13 protein-coding genes are annotated in these 14,390 nt (G+C 51.8%); 11 read left to right on the top strand and 2 right to left on the bottom strand.

The window, feature by feature from the left end; genetic code table 11:
• The first annotated feature begins 716 nt into the window (after positions 1-716).
• The 10 genes from OO017_RS06875 to OO017_RS06920 all read left to right on the top strand — a co-directional run bounded on the left by OO017_RS06875 (position 717) and on the right by OO017_RS06920 (position 11,481).
• Complete coding sequence (locus OO017_RS06875) at positions 717-2,975, top strand: sodium-translocating pyrophosphatase (protein ID WP_266051724.1); 2,259 nt, start codon at positions 717-719, stop codon at positions 2,973-2,975.
• A gap of 93 nt (positions 2,976-3,068) precedes the next feature.
• Entirely contained in the window at positions 3,069-3,611 is a 543-nt protein-coding gene (gene hpt / locus OO017_RS06880) for a hypoxanthine phosphoribosyltransferase (RefSeq protein ID WP_266051725.1), read from the top strand.
• 125 nt (positions 3,612-3,736) lie between these two features.
• Positions 3,737-4,333 carry an adenylate kinase gene (locus tag OO017_RS06885; protein WP_266051726.1) on the top strand — a complete coding sequence of 199 codons (597 nt, stop codon included), beginning with the start codon at positions 3,737-3,739 and terminating at the stop codon, positions 4,331-4,333.
• Between the two features lie 19 nt (positions 4,334-4,352).
• Positions 4,353-5,345, top strand: a complete 993-nt coding sequence (gene obgE / locus OO017_RS06890) for a GTPase ObgE (protein ID WP_266051727.1) — start codon at positions 4,353-4,355, stop codon at positions 5,343-5,345.
• A gap of 304 nt (positions 5,346-5,649) precedes the next feature.
• The gene (locus OO017_RS06895) at positions 5,650-6,225 is read left to right on the top strand and encodes a nucleotide exchange factor GrpE (protein WP_266051728.1); all 576 of its coding nucleotides are present in this window, start codon (positions 5,650-5,652) and stop codon (positions 6,223-6,225) included.
• A gap of 3 nt (positions 6,226-6,228) precedes the next feature.
• The gene (gene dnaJ / locus OO017_RS06900; RefSeq protein ID WP_266051729.1) at positions 6,229-7,368 is read left to right on the top strand and encodes a molecular chaperone DnaJ; all 1,140 of its coding nucleotides are present in this window, start codon (positions 6,229-6,231) and stop codon (positions 7,366-7,368) included.
• Positions 7,369-7,562: 194 nt separating this feature from the next.
• Complete coding sequence (locus tag OO017_RS06905; RefSeq protein WP_266051730.1) at positions 7,563-8,474, top strand: ABC transporter ATP-binding protein; 912 nt, start codon at positions 7,563-7,565, stop codon at positions 8,472-8,474.
• Positions 8,467-9,825, top strand: a complete 1,359-nt coding sequence (locus OO017_RS06910; RefSeq protein WP_266051731.1) for an ABC transporter permease — start codon at positions 8,467-8,469, stop codon at positions 9,823-9,825. Before OO017_RS06905 ends, OO017_RS06910 begins: the two co-directional genes overlap by 8 nt.
• Positions 9,826-9,835: 10 nt before the next feature.
• Complete coding sequence (locus OO017_RS06915) at positions 9,836-10,492, top strand: DUF6624 domain-containing protein (protein WP_266051732.1); 657 nt, start codon at positions 9,836-9,838, stop codon at positions 10,490-10,492.
• A 107-nt stretch (positions 10,493-10,599) separates the two neighbouring features.
• Positions 10,600-11,481 carry a ChaN family lipoprotein gene (locus OO017_RS06920; protein ID WP_304608443.1) on the top strand — a complete coding sequence of 294 codons (882 nt, stop codon included), beginning with the start codon at positions 10,600-10,602 and terminating at the stop codon, positions 11,479-11,481.
• Between the two features lie 154 nt (positions 11,482-11,635).
• On the opposite strand, the gene OO017_RS06925 is transcribed toward OO017_RS06920, so the two are convergent.
• Positions 11,636-11,983, bottom strand: coding sequence for a HesB/IscA family protein (locus OO017_RS06925; RefSeq protein ID WP_266051734.1), 348 nt, complete (start codon positions 11,981-11,983; stop codon positions 11,636-11,638).
• Positions 11,984-12,141: 158 nt separating this feature from the next.
• On the opposite strand from OO017_RS06925, the gene OO017_RS06930 reads away from it, so the two are divergent.
• A complete protein-coding gene (locus OO017_RS06930; protein ID WP_266051735.1) occupies positions 12,142-12,690 on the top strand; it encodes a DUF7935 family protein in 549 nt (182 codons plus the stop codon).
• 483 nt (positions 12,691-13,173) lie between these two features.
• Here OO017_RS06930 and OO017_RS06935 read toward each other — a convergent pair whose 3' ends face one another.
• Positions 13,174-14,259: an aminotransferase class V-fold PLP-dependent enzyme gene (locus tag OO017_RS06935; RefSeq protein WP_266051736.1), complete on the bottom strand. Its 1,086-nt coding sequence runs from the start codon at positions 14,257-14,259 to the stop codon at positions 13,174-13,176.
• Between the last annotated feature and the right edge of the window lie 131 nt (positions 14,260-14,390).

Raw genomic sequence — 14,390 nt, forward strand, 5'->3', positions numbered from 1 at the left:
TCAGCCTTACAAGCGGCTCTTTGGCTTTGGCTCCCTCCAGCCAGGGAGGGCTCGTCTTCCCGGTCTGGGACCTTTTCCATTGCTCCTACGTCGCAATGCTTCGCTCCCGCTCGGCACCGGAAAAGCTCCAAAGGCGCTCAACGGAAAAACTGGGATCAGATTCGATAGCCACCACTAACGGAGCTTCAGCAGAACTCCCCTCTCGGGAGGGGTTGGGGTGGGTTTACACCTTCGTAGGTACAGGTCGCGACCTGTCCGCGCTATACCAGCGGCAATAAAACTTATACTTCAGCTACAGCAGCTACAGAACTCCCCTCCTTTGACAAGGAGGGGTTAGGGGTGGTTGGACCAGGTGTAGCACTATATCACATGAGGAGGCAGATTCCCTCAGGCACCAACAAACGCTTCTGCCTGGCCGGCTTTCTGCAAGATTCAAAACTCCTACGAGGTATAACCACCTCCTTTCACACGACCATATTTCAAACTACTGCACAACCATACCTCAAAGTATAAAGCCAGCCCTTTTCCTGGTTTGTGACTATAATTGCCGGGGGTTACCCCGTTTTGCCAGGTCGATGTTGCAACTCGTTATAGCCTAGAAGTATAGGTGAAATCTGCTTCTAAAGGAAAGGATATGGGATATTTGGAAAAGTCTACGGAATCACTTTTCTTTAATAACTATATAGAGATATCCCTTTAACCTTTAATCTAACTGAATGGAACCGATTCTTTACGCAATTCCTGCCTTTGGAGTGGCAGCCCTGATCTATACAGCTATCAGGTCGGCCTGGGTGACGAAGCAGCCGAACGGCAATGAGCGCATGACGGAAATTGCACGCCACATCGCCGACGGCGCCATGGCCTTTCTGAAAGCCGAATATAAAGTGCTGACCTATTTTGTTATCATCGCCTCCGTATTCCTGTTCTACCTAGGCTACACCGGCGAAAAATCTCACCCACTTATTGTAGGTGCCTTTGTGATAGGTGCCGTTTTCTCGGCCCTGGCCGGTTTTATAGGCATGCGCATTGCTACCAAAGCCAACGTACGCACGGCAGAGGCCGCCCGTTCCAGCCTTTCCAGAGCTCTGAATGTGTCTTTTGCTGGTGGGTCGGTGATGGGTATGGGAGTGGCCGGACTGGCAGTGCTGGGGCTTGGCTCGCTGTTCATACTTTTCTACTACCTGTTTGTGCAGAGCACGGGTGGCGATGTGCACGGAGTGGAGATGGAGATCGCCCTGGAGGTGCTCACGGGTTTCTCGCTGGGTGCTGAAAGTATAGCCCTGTTTGCACGTGTGGGTGGCGGTATTTACACCAAAGCTGCCGACGTGGGTGCTGACTTGGTAGGCAAGGTGGAGGCCGGTATTCCGGAGGATGACCCACGTAACCCTGCCACCATTGCCGACAACGTGGGCGACAACGTAGGAGACGTGGCCGGTATGGGCGCTGACCTCTTTGGTTCTTATGTGGCTACTATACTTGCTACCATGGTGCTTGGCCGTGAGGTGGAGGTGTCGGATAACTTCGGAGGGCTATCTCCCATCATACTTCCCATGCTGATCGCGGGCCTGGGCATCGTGTTCTCGCTGATCGGGATGCTGTTTGTGCGCGTGAGCGAGGGCGGTGATGTGCAGGCTGCGCTTAACCGTGGTAACTGGATCTCGGTTATACTTACCGCTATCGTTTCATACTTTGTAATTCACTGGCTGTTGCCGGAAAACCTGGCGCTCCGCAATTTTGAGTTTACCAACAACGGTGTATTTATGGCCGTGGTCGTAGGCCTGGTGGTAGGTACACTCATGAGTATCATCACGGAGTACTATACGGCTATGGGCAAAAAGCCTGTTAACTCTATTGTGCAGCAATCTTCCACAGGTCATGCCACGAACATTATTGCCGGTTTGGCGGTGGGCATGCACTCCACAGTGCTGCCGATTATTGTGCTGGCGGCTGGTATCGTGCTGTCTTACGCGGCGGCTGGTTTGTACGGGGTGGCTATTGCGGCGGCCGGTATGATGGCCACCACAGCCATGCAGCTTGCCATCGACGCCTTCGGCCCAATTGCCGATAACGCCGGTGGTATTGCTGAGATGAGCGAGTTGCCGAAAGAAGTACGCGGTCGCACCGATATTCTGGATGCCGTGGGTAACACCACGGCCGCAACGGGTAAAGGTTTTGCCATCGCCTCTGCCGCCCTTACCTCGCTGGCGCTATTTGCCGCCTTTGTGGGCATAGCCGGCATCGAAAGTATAGATCTTTACAAAGCTCCGGTATTGGCAGGCCTATTCATCGGTGCCATGATTCCGTTTATTTTCTCGGCCCTGGCAATCTCTGCGGTGGGCCGTGCGGCCATGGCCATGGTGCAGGAGGTGCGCCGCCAGTTTCGTGAGATTCCGGGCATTATGGAAGGAACCGGCAAGCCAGAGTATGAGAAGTGCGTGGCGATCTCCACACAGGCTGCTATTAAAGAGATGATGCTGCCAGGTGCCATTGCGCTGCTGGTGCCGATCATTATCGGGTTTGGTTTCAGAGATGTGTTCCCGGATACCTCCTCTGCCGAGGTGCTGGGTGGTACGCTGGCAGGTGTAACTGTTTCGGGTGTGCTGATGGCCATGTTCCAGTCGAACGCAGGTGGTGCCTGGGATAACGCTAAAAAGTCTTTCGAGAAAGGTGTGATGATCAATGGCGTGATGGAGTACAAAGGCTCTGAGCCACACAAAGCATCCGTAACCGGCGATACCGTAGGTGATCCATTCAAAGATACCTCCGGCCCAAGTATGAACATCCTGATCAAGCTGATGTCAATTGTTTCTCTGGTGATTGCGCCGCACATTGCGCTGGACCAGGAACCTCCGATTCCGGAGCCACCGATCGAACTGGAGGAGATCAACATGAACCAGGAGCAGCTGACGCCGGCAACGGCAAGTATAAACGAGCAAAATACCGTGATGCTATCCTTCGCTAACGCTGCAAAATAGCCACTGGAAGCAAATATGAAGATAAGCCCGGCTTTTGGTTGGGCTTATCTTTTATTTTATACTTACCTTTGTTCAGGATCAACCCAATTTTACATGGAACCGCGTACCATTCAAATTCACGATTGTGAGTTTAGCACTTATATTTTTGAAGAGGAAATCATCGCTCGCATTACCATGCTGGCCGAGCAGTTAGATAAGGATTACGCCGAAAAGCAACCCCTGTTTCTGGCCGTACTCAATGGCTCTTTCATGTTTGTGTCAGATTTGCTGAAACGCGTTTCCATACCTTGCGAGATCTCGTTTATACGTTTGGCAAGCTACCAGGACATGCACAGCACAGGTAAAGTAAAAGAGATACTTGGCCTGACGGAGGACATCCAAAATCGCCACGTGGTGGTGCTGGAGGATATTGTGGACACCGGCCATACCGTGCACGGCCTGTTGCAGCAGCTGCAAGACCGCAGCCCTGCCTCAGTGGAGGTGGCAACCCTGCTCATGAAGCCCGACTGCCTGCAGCACCCGCTGGATGTAAAATACGTGGCCCGCACCATCCCGAACGACTTTGTGGTAGGCTACGGCCTGGACTACAACGGCCTGGGCCGAAACCTGCGCGACATTTACAAGATCGTGTCGTAACCCTGAAGTACAAGTAGCGTTAGGAGGCTTTTAAGCCAGGAGGTACAGCCGCTGGCGGTCCTCATAAAATCAGAAAGTACATAGAATTTATACTTATATTTGCTCTTTATAAAAAGCTATAAGATATGCTTAACATCGTTTTGTTTGGCCCTCCAGGTGCTGGTAAAGGTACCCAAAGTCAAAAACTGTTAGATAAATACAACCTTATACACCTTTCTACCGGCGATCTGCTGCGTTCTGAGATTGCTGCCGGTACAACCCTTGGCCTGGAAGCGAAAAAGCTGATGGACAATGGCCTGTTGGTGCCCGACGAAGTAGTGATCGGCATGATCGAAAATAAGGTAAAAGAGAACCGCCAGGCAGCGGGCTTCATCTTTGATGGCTTTCCGCGCACTGTGCCGCAAGCCCAGGGGCTGGATAAGCTGCTGCAGGACAACGACACCGAGATATCCTGCATGATCGCACTGCGTGTGGACGACGAGGAGCTGACCAAGCGCCTGCTGCTGCGTGGCCAGACATCCGGCCGCCCGGACGACCAGAACGAAGAGCTGATCCGCAAGCGTGTGCAGGAGTACAACACCAAAACAGCACCGGTGGCCGACTACTATGCCGGCCAGGGGAAATACTATGCGGTAGATGGCATTGGAGAGATAGAAGATATCTTTAATGCGCTGTGCCAGCAGATTGATGCAGTGAAAGAAAAACAGGAAGAGAAAAAATAAGCCACAGGCTTAACAGGATTTGGCATCAAGCAACTTTATAGACTACGTTAAGATCTGCTCACGTTCCGGGCATGGTGGCGGAGGTTCGGCACACTTGCATCGAGATAAGAAAACAGCTAAAGGCGGCCCTGACGGGGGCGACGGAGGCCGTGGTGGGCACATTATACTTCGCGGCAACTCCCAACTCTGGACGCTGCTGCACTTGCAGTACCGTAAGCACATCATAGCCGAGAACGGCCTGAACGGTGGCCCAAGCCACTCGTCGGGTGCGCAAGGTAAAGATGAGGTGCTGGAAGTGCCGCTGGGTACTATTGCCAGAAATGCCGAAACTGGCGAACTGATGTGCGAGATCACAGAAGACGGTCAGGAAATCATACTTACTCCTGGTGGCCGTGGAGGCTTGGGTAATGCTCATTTTAAATCGCCTACAAACCAAACACCGCGCTATGCCCAGCCAGGTGAGCCAGGTATTGAGGAGTGGGTAATTCTGGAGCTAAAGCTGCTGGCCGATGTAGGTCTGGTAGGTTTCCCGAATGCCGGTAAATCCACGTTGCTGTCAGTAATGTCAGCGGCGAAGCCTAAAATTGCCAACTACCCTTTTACAACCCTGGAGCCTAACCTGGGTGTGGTTGCCTACCGCGATTACAAATCTTTTGTGATGGCTGATATACCGGGAATCATAGAAGGGGCCTCGGAAGGGAAAGGGCTTGGATTGCGCTTTTTGAGGCACATAGAACGGAACTCCATGCTGCTGTTTATGGTTTCTTGTGAGAGTGCCGATATAGCCGAAGAGTATAAAGTACTGCTAAACGAGCTGGAAACATATAACCCGGAGCTGCTGGATAAGAAACGCATACTTGCCATCACCAAGTCCGATATGCTGGATGAGGAACTGGAGCAGGAAATGCGTGAAACCTTGCCTGAGGGACTTCCGACGGTGTTTATCTCCAGTATCACCGGCAAGAATATCACCCAACTGAAAGACATGATCTGGGAGGCGCTCAACAGCTAAAGCACAGCCCGGTAAACGTATAAAACCAGGATCGGTAGAGGCTGCAAAGCTTGCTACCGATTTTTTTTAATGAGTGAGCCAGCGATTAAGTGAATGCGTTCCACTCTGTTGCCATCCTGCTAAGGATTCTTGTTGTAGGGAGGTTAAGCTACAACTACAAAGTATAGCTTAAGTCGATCATCGTTCACCCATTTAGTGAATCACTCATTCAAAATTAAAAAGTGCCAACTTGGCACAAAGAGCGGTTTGGCAAGACAATTGACAAGACAGTATAGACCAATCAACCTAACTTTTTTAAGGCATTATGTCAGATAAAAATATTAAAAAGGAGCAGGAACAAGAGGAATTGCAGGAGAACACTGCCAATGCAACCACTGATGAGGAACTGAACCAAGTGGATGAAACAGCGGAAGAAGCCACTGCCGAGACGCAGGAGGAGAAAACAGCTGCAGAACTGGCAGAAATGAAAGATAAATTCGTGCGCCTGATGGCTGAGTTTGAGAACTTCCGCCGCCGCACGGCAAAAGAACGCCTGGAGCTGATTAAAACGGCTAACCAGGATACGATGAGTGAGCTTCTGCCGGTGCTGGATGATATGGAGCGTGCACGCCAGTCGATGGAAACCACCAAAGACGTGGATACCATGCTGCAGGGCTTGGAACTGGTGTTCCATAAGCTGAAGCACGTAACGCTGCAGAAGGGCCTGAAGCCGATGGACACGAAGGCAGGCGATGACTTCGATAGCGACATGCACGAGGCGATAACGCAGATTCCGGCTCCGTCCGAAGAGCTGAAAGGCAAGATTGTAGATGTAATTGAGAAAGGATACACCCTAAACGAGAAGGTGATCCGTTTCGCGAAAGTAGTAATAGGAGCGTAAGCTATGGCTAAGAGAGATTATTATGAGGTTTTGGGGGTAAGCAAAAGCGCCACACAGGAGGAGATAAAGAAATCTTACCGCAAAATCGCCATTAAATTCCACCCGGATAAGAACCCGGACGACCCCACCGCAGAAGACAAGTTTAAGGAGGCGGCGGAGGCCTACGAGGTGCTGAGCGACCAGCAGAAACGCCAGCGCTACGACCAGTTCGGTCACCAGGGCATGAACGGCGGCTTCGGCGGCGGTGGTATGAACATGGATGATATCTTCTCGCAGTTCGGCGATATTTTTGGCGGCGGTGGCTTTGAGAGCTTCTTCGGAGGTTCTGGCCGTGGCGGCGGGCGCCGCACCCGCAAAGGCTCCAACCTACGCATTAAGCTAAAGCTGAACCTGGAGGAGATAGCCAATGGCGTAGAGAAGAAGATAAAAGTAAAGCGCTATGTAGCTTGTGCTACCTGCGGTGGCAACGGCGCCAAGAACGGCACCGACATGCAGACCTGTGGTACGTGCCAGGGCTCCGGCCAGGTGCGCAAGGTGGTAAATACCATGCTCGGCCAGATGGTATCCACGGCGACCTGCCCAACCTGTAACGGCGAGGGCCGCATTGTGACCAACAACTGCGAGGCCTGCCACGGTAGCGGCAGAGAGTTGCAGGAGGAGGTGATCTCGATCAATGTGCCGGGCGGCGTAATGGATGGCATGCAGCTGTCTATGAGCGGCAAGGGCAACGTGCCGGAGCGCGGAGGCGTACCCGGCGACCTGCTGATCCAGATTGAGGAGGAGCCGCACCCGACCCTGAAGCGTGAAGGCAACAACATCATTTTTGAGCAGTACATCAGCTTTATAGATGCAGCCCTGGGTGCTGAGGTAGAGGTTCCGACCATTTCGGGCAAGGTGAAGATCAGCATTAAGCCGGGAACGCAGAGCGGCGAGATCTTCAGGCTGCGCGGCAAGGGTATCCAGGATATCAACGGTTACGGCAAAGGCGACCAGCTGATACACGTAAACGTGTGGACACCGAAGAGCCTGAGCAGCGACGAGAAAGCGGTGCTGGAAGGCCTGCGCTACTCCAGCAACTTTACCCCGAACCCTGGTAAGAACGAGAAAGGTTTCTTTGAGAAGGTGAAAGACTACTTCCAGTAAAAGACCTTCCTGAACTATAGTTTTAAGCCCGGTTTTCCGTATACACGGAAGGCCGGGCTTTTTATTTATACTTTCTGCAGCAGGTATAGCCGTTTTTGGTCTGCTTTATACCTGGCTTGGTCGATTAAGTATAGCGTAACAGGTATACTCTACGGCATAATATTTATATTTGAGTAAACTAAAACCAAACACCCTTGAGTATTCTGAAGATTGATGGCGTAACCAAAACCTACGCCAACCACACTGCCCTCGACAACGTGAGCTTCGAGATTCCGCAGGGATGCATTTTCGGCTTGCTTGGCCCCAACGGTGCAGGAAAAACATCGCTCATCCGCATTATAACCCAGATAACCGGCGCCGACAGCGGCAAAGTATACTTTAAGGGCGAGCGCCTGAAGCCCAGCCATATTAAGGATATGGGGTATTTGCCGGAGGAGCGCGGCCTGTACAAGAAGATGAAGGTAGGAGAGCAGCTGCTGTACCTGGCGCAGCTCAAAGGCTTGAGCAAAGAGGAGGCCACTGCCCGCATCAAAGCCTGGGTAGACCGTTTCGAGATTCGGGAGTGGCTGGGCAAGCACATCGAGGACCTCTCGAAAGGCATGCAGCAGAAGGTGCAGTTCATCGCTACGGTGCTACACGAGCCCTCTCTGATCATCCTGGACGAGCCGTTCTCTGGCTTCGACCCCATCAACGCCAACCTGATAAAAGACGAGATACTGAGCCTGCGCGACAGGGGTGCCACTATTATCTTCTCCACGCACCGCATGGAGTCGGTGGAAGAGCTGTGCGATAACATTGCGCTGATAAACCGTGCACAGAAAGTGCTGGACGGGCCGGTGAAGGAGATCAGGGATGCGTATAAAACTGACACTTTCCAAATCATCGGGAACGGCCATTTATTGATAACCTCCCCGGACTTTGAGGTGCTGGAGCAGCATGACAGTCACGGCATTTTCAGGGCCAACGTGCGGCTGCTGAACAACACCACACCAAACGACCTGCTGCGTTACCTGATACAGCGCGTAGAGGTGCACTCTTTTGTGGAACTGGTACCAAGTATAAATGAAATCTTCATCCGAAAAGTAAAGGAAACACACCATGCATAAGATCTGGTTGATCATACAGCGCGAGTACCTGACACGTGTGCGCAAGAAAAGCTTCATCATCATGACACTGCTCACCCCGCTGTTGCTAGCTACGTTCATGATCCTGCCCGGCCTGCTGATCTCGATGTCGGGTGAGACGGAGACGGTGATGGTGCTCGATGAGAGCGGCCTGTTTGAAGGTAAGCTGGAGGACAAGAAAGACCTGAAGTTTATACCGTTGGCCGGCACCCTGGACCAAGCCAAAACAATTTACCAGGAAACGGATAACACAGCCCTGCTTTATATTCCGGAGATGTCCATTAGCGAGCCAAAGGGCTTTACCGTGTATGGCAAGAAGAATATCAGCATACAAACACAGGTGCGCCTGGAGAACGCGCTGGAGAAAGAGATTGAGAACCAGCGTTATATTGCCTCTGGTATAGACCGCGAGACGCTTGATGAGATAAAAGCCAATGTGTCGCTGACTGCCGTTAACCTCAGCGACCAGGGCGAAAAAGACAATAACGCTGTGATTACCTCGGTGGCCGGTGTGGCCGGAGCGGTGATCATCTACTTTTTCATCTTCCTGTATGGCGTGCAGATTATGCGCGGGGTGATTGAGGAGAAAACCAGCCGCATTGTGGAGGTTATGATCTCCTCGGTGAAGCCTTTCCAGTTGATGATGGGTAAGATTATAGGTATAGCCGCCGTGGGCCTAACACAGTTTCTGCTTTGGATCATACTTTCTTTTATAGCCGTAACAGCTGTTTCGGCTGCTTTCGGGGTGGATGCCGCCCCATCGCCGGCCGCGCAGTATGCAGCTGGGCAAGTGGCCGCGCAGGGCGAGGATATGGAGAATGCTGACATCAGCGCTATGGAGAACCCTGAGGGAAAGAATGAGTTTGCCAGCACTTTCAACGATATTAAGTCCAGTTTTGCCAACCTGCCGGTGGCGCTAATTTTCGGCTGCTTCCTGTTTTATTTCCTAGGCGGTTACCTGCTCTACGGGTCGCTGTTCGGGGCCATTGGCGCCGCCGTGGATAACGAGACGGACACGCAGCAGTTCATGATGCCAATCACGATTCCGCTGGTTATCGCCTTCATCATGTCGTACTCCATCGTACTTAAAAACCCGGATGGCCCGGTAGCCTTCTGGATGTCCATGATTCCGCTTACCTCTCCGATTGTGATGATGGTGCGCGTGCCGTTTGGTGTGCCTGCCTGGGAGCTATTGTTGTCGATGGGTATTCTGGTGGCCGGCTTTATCTTTACCACCTGGATCGCCAGCCGCATTTACCGCGTGGGCATCCTGATGTATGGCAAAAAGGTGAATTACAAGGAGCTGTCGAAGTGGTTGTTTTACAGGGTGTAAGTATTGAAGTATGAGAACTTTAAAGCCATTTATACTTCTGCTGATGTTAGCCGGATGCCAAAACACAACTGAAACAACTTCTACTACAGAGGAGCAGCCTGATTATACTTTGCTGCAAAAGGAGCTGGAGGAGATATATGACCTTGACCAAGGTGTGCGAGATGCAAACTGGGATTCTATCAGTGCTGTCCCTGGTGCGCAGAGGGCCTATATAAACAGAATGCACCAGACAGATTCTACCAACCAAACAAAGATGTTGCCCATACTTGAAAAGTACGGCTGGTTGCCGAAGAGCAGCATAGGGGAGAAGGCGGCTGATGGTATTTTTTATGTGGTACAGCACTCCAATACCAAAACAATAGAAAAGTACCTGCCACAGATGGAGGAATTGGCTAAACAGGGAGAGGCAAGCGCCACGGATGCGGCTAAAATGCGCGATAGGCTATGCATGTGGAAGGGTGAAAAGCAGCTCTATGGCACGCAAGCCGTTAATTTTATAAGAGGTGATGGCACGCATGTCATATGGCCCATTGAAGACGTGGAGAACGTGAACAAGCGCAGGGCAGATGTTGGTTTTACCAACACTATAGAAGAGTATGCCGCAGAAATGGGGGCTACTTTTAACCCTGACGAGGAGCTGCCCAAGGTAAAGATTAATTTCGAGTAAGCACTCTCCCCGGAGGGATCTCAAGCATCAAGTTTAACGATAGCCGGTACATTGCGTGCTGGCTATTTTTATTATCTTGAAGTATAAAAATCAGATTTATAAAGGTGATGAAGTATAAACTCCTGACATTTCTTTTGATTGCGATAACGACAGTAGCCATGGCGCAGAAAAATGACAAACCTGCTTACCGCCTGTTCACGGCGGAGGGTAAAAGTATAAACTACGGCAAAATGCTGAAGGAGCTGCAGGAGGCGGAGGTTATACTTTTTGGCGAGCAGCACAACGACCCGATTGCGCACTGGCTGCAGTTGGAGGTGGCCAGGGATCTTCACCGGGAGAACCCTCAGAAATTTGCCCTGGGAGCCGAGATGTTTGAAGCCGATGTGCAGCTGGTGCTGAACGAGTACCTGGCGGGGCAGGCGCCGGAGAAGAACTTTGAGCAGGAGGCCAGGCCATGGCCCAACTACGCCACCGACTACCGGCCTGTAGTGCGTTTTGCCAAAGAGCAGCAGATTCCGTTTATCGCCACGAATGTGCCGCGCCGTTACGCCGCCATGGTGTCTGGCGGAGGCCTGGCCGCCTTGGAGGGTGTGTCGGCGGAGGGGAAGCGCTACATTGCCCCGCTTCCGGTTACCGTGGACATGGAGCTGCCCGGGTATAAAAGTATGATGAGCATGTTTGGCAACAGCACGCACCGCAACACCAAAAGCATAAACATTGTGCAGGCGCAGGCCCTGAAGGATGCCACCATGGCGCATTTTATACTTGGACAGGTAGGGCAGGGGCGGCAGGTACTTCACCTGAACGGCGCCTACCACTCGGATAACTTTGAAGGCATCGGTTGGTACCTGAAGCAACTCAGGCCGCAGGTAAAAACGCGCACCATCACCACCGTGTTGCAAGCCGACCTGGAGGATCTATCCGAAGAGAACAAGTGCAAAGCCGACTTTATACTGGTGGTACCTGAAAGTATGACGAGAACCTATTAAGTTAGTGAGTTTAGGAGTTAGAGAGTTGAAGAGTATGAAGGTAGCATGACCTCACAGCATCTTCTAGACCTGTGAGTGTCTGAAGTATAAAACAACAAAGCCCGGTTACAATAACCGGGCTTTGTCTATTCTAAAGAGAAAGAAGGTTTCTTAATTATGCGGAGAAAGAGCTTCCGCAGCCGCAGGTGCTGGTTGCCTGTGGGTTGTTAAAAGTAAAGCCACGTGCATTCAGGCCATCCTGGAAATCAACCACCATGCCCATTACATACATCCCGTGCTTCTTGTCCATGATCAGCGTTACGCCGTCTAGCTCAAACGTCTCATCAGTATCTTTCGGCTTGTCGAAGCCCAACAGGTAAGAAAGTCCCGAGCAGCCACCGCCCTGCACACCAACGCGCAATCCATACTCAGCTGGTACGTTTTTTTCCTTCAATATATTTTTAACCTCTTGCAAGGCTTTTTCAGTCAGGGTTATAGGTGCAGTTTTAGTTTCTGTTGCCATAGTATAAAAGTCTTTATTTGTAGCCACAAACTTACACAATAATCTACAAAGATGCTTGCAGGGGCTACATTGTACTTAGTAAACAGGCAAAGCTATGAAATGATTCATGCATCCAGAATTAAATTTTTGCGATATTTATACTTTCAAAGACAGAAAATATGGCCGACTTTTTCGCATTACTGATAGAACTTGTAAAACTTGCCCTACCCGCACTGGTGTTGGTGGGTGGATTATACTTTTTGCTGCAGAAGCACTATGAGCGTGAAGACCGCCTGCAGGCAGAGCGGGCGCAGCAGAAGGCCAGCAAAGCCTCTGAAATTGTAACCCCGATCCGGCTGCAGGCCTATGAGCGGGTAGTGCTGCTGCTGGAGCGCATTACACCCAGTAACCTGCTGCTGCGCGTGAGCCCTGCCGGGCAAACCGCAGCGGAGTATCACCGCTTGCTGCTCTCCGAGATCCGAAATGAGTTTAACCATAACATGTCGCAGCAGGTGTACATGAGCGAACAGGCCTGGCAGCAGGTAAACCATGCCCGAGAAGATGTGGTTACTCTCATCAACAAAACCTATCAGGAGTTACCCGAAAGCGCCCGTGGCACCGACCTGGCCAAACGCGTGCTGGAAACAGTGCTGGTAAACGAGCAGGACCCGACCTCACAAGCCATCAACCTGGTGAAGCAGGAGGTGAGGCAGACGTTTGGGGGTTAAATAAGTAGAATTGCGTTTGTGGAGTAAGCATTACTTTGCTTTGTTATCTTCTTGAAAGGTGATTTTCTGGTAACGATAAACCCACCCCTAATCCCTCCGAGGAGGGGAGTTTCACCTCTCCCCAGCCCTCTCCTAAAAACAGGAGAGGGAGTCCGGTTCAAGTGGTATAGCGGTGGCTATCGAAAACTGATTCCAGTCCTTGGGTTGAGCGCCTTGTGAGATCCGGTGCCCGAAGGGCAGCGCCCTGGCGCAGGAGGGAACACAGTGCGATGCGGGAAGACGAGCCCTCCCGGCCGTGAGGGAGCCACAGTAAGAGATGAAACAATAGGCAAGTAAGACTGAGGGTAAGCGGAAGCTAGTAAGAATAGCTTGGTTCCAGTTGCAGGAAGCAGTGGCTAGTAAAGTATAAGCTAAAGCCAAAACACCATGTATGGCTTACTAAAGCTTAAGTCTGAAGTCTTGCGCCTTATTTTGCCTCACTTACTACCCTAACTCTCCCAACTTTTCCAGTAACTTCTCTACCTGCTCCGGGCTGTGGGCCGGGAAATTGGCGATCCGGATCTGGGCCTCTTTATACTTGCCATAGCCGCTGCCCACCTGCAAGTCATATGTTGCCAGGTGCTTGTTTACCTCTGAGGCGGGTACGGTGGAATTAGCTACAATGGTCGTTTTAGAACGGTGCTCCGGCTTCTGAACGGCAGGCGAGAAGCTGTTGCTCTGCTCCAGGAAAGTATAAATCTGCGCTGCCTTGGCCTCTGTTTCCTGGCGGATCGCCTCAACTCCTTTATGGTTCATGTCCTCCAGTACTTTACCCAGCAGGTAGATATTGAGCACATTCGGCGTCTCCACCGTCTGGCTGACGAGCGCTTTCTCCAGGAGCGCAGGCAACGTATGGTAGGAGCCGATGGACAGGCCGCCCTCCTGCATCTCCCGTGCCTTGGCCATACAACGATCGTTTACCAGCCATACGCCCAGACCTGCGGGCAAGCCGAAGCACTTCTGCACCGAGAAGTATACAGAGTCCACCTTCGCGTAATCGAAGGCAGGGTAGGGCAGGGACGATACCGTATCCACGTAAATCAGTGCATCCGCAGAAACTTTCTCCCTGAACCGGTTAATGCCTTCCACCGGCATGCAGGCGCCGGAGCTGGTTTCGTTCTGGATCAGGGCCACCAGCTCGGCCGTTTCCGGCACGTGTATACTTTCCACGTCAAAGCCCTGGCCAAACGGCACCTCATGCTGCTGCGCCTCGCGGCCCAGTTCTTTCGCCGTCTCATAAAAGCGCTTCGAGAAGGAGCCGTTCACCAAATGAAAGCTCTCCCGGCGCACGTTGTTCTGAATGGCCCGCTCCCAGATTTCCGTAGCCGACGACACAAAGAGCACCTCATACTCATCGGGCAGCTGCAGCAGCTCTCTCAAGCCACTTTCCGCACGTGCATAGATCTCCTGAAACTGCTTGCTACGGTGCGAGATGCTGCCAATCTTCTGCGCCATCGCCTCCTGCATGTGCTGCGGCACGGTAGGGTACAGCTCCGACGGGCCAGGGGTAAAGTATATTTTGTTGTTCATGACTGACCAGTGATTAAGAAGGATTCTGACCAAAGATTAAGTGTGATAGACCAGTGATTAGAGTAATTTTATGGATTAAAAAGCTCCACGAAATAAATAAGCAGCCACGATGCACAAAATACAACATCATA

Source organism: Pontibacter anaerobius (assembly GCF_026241195.1).
Lineage (GTDB): Bacteria > Bacteroidota > Bacteroidia > Cytophagales > Hymenobacteraceae > Pontibacter > Pontibacter anaerobius.

Bases quoted from the DNA above. Each gene is read 5' to 3' on its own strand.
- OO017_RS06915 (WP_266051732.1), top strand. From the start codon at position 9,836: ATGAGAACTTTAAAGCCATTTATACTTCTGCTGATGTTAGCCGGATGC.
- OO017_RS06875 (WP_266051724.1), top strand. From the start codon at position 717: ATGGAACCGATTCTTTACGCAATTCCTGCCTTTGGAGTGGCAGCCCTG.
- OO017_RS06920 (WP_304608443.1), top strand. From the start codon at position 10,600: ATGAAGTATAAACTCCTGACATTTCTTTTGATTGCGATAACGACAGTA.
- OO017_RS06885 (WP_266051726.1), top strand. From the start codon at position 3,737: ATGCTTAACATCGTTTTGTTTGGCCCTCCAGGTGCTGGTAAAGGTACC.
- OO017_RS06910 (WP_266051731.1), top strand. From the start codon at position 8,467: ATGCATAAGATCTGGTTGATCATACAGCGCGAGTACCTGACACGTGTG.
- dnaJ (WP_266051729.1), top strand. From the start codon at position 6,229: ATGGCTAAGAGAGATTATTATGAGGTTTTGGGGGTAAGCAAAAGCGCC.
- OO017_RS06930 (WP_266051735.1), top strand. From the start codon at position 12,142: ATGGCCGACTTTTTCGCATTACTGATAGAACTTGTAAAACTTGCCCTA.
- OO017_RS06895 (WP_266051728.1), top strand. From the start codon at position 5,650: ATGTCAGATAAAAATATTAAAAAGGAGCAGGAACAAGAGGAATTGCAG.
- OO017_RS06935 (WP_266051736.1), bottom strand. From the start codon at position 14,259: ATGAACAACAAAATATACTTTACCCCTGGCCCGTCGGAGCTGTACCCT.
- OO017_RS06925 (WP_266051734.1), bottom strand. From the start codon at position 11,983: ATGGCAACAGAAACTAAAACTGCACCTATAACCCTGACTGAAAAAGCC.
- hpt (WP_266051725.1), top strand. From the start codon at position 3,069: ATGGAACCGCGTACCATTCAAATTCACGATTGTGAGTTTAGCACTTAT.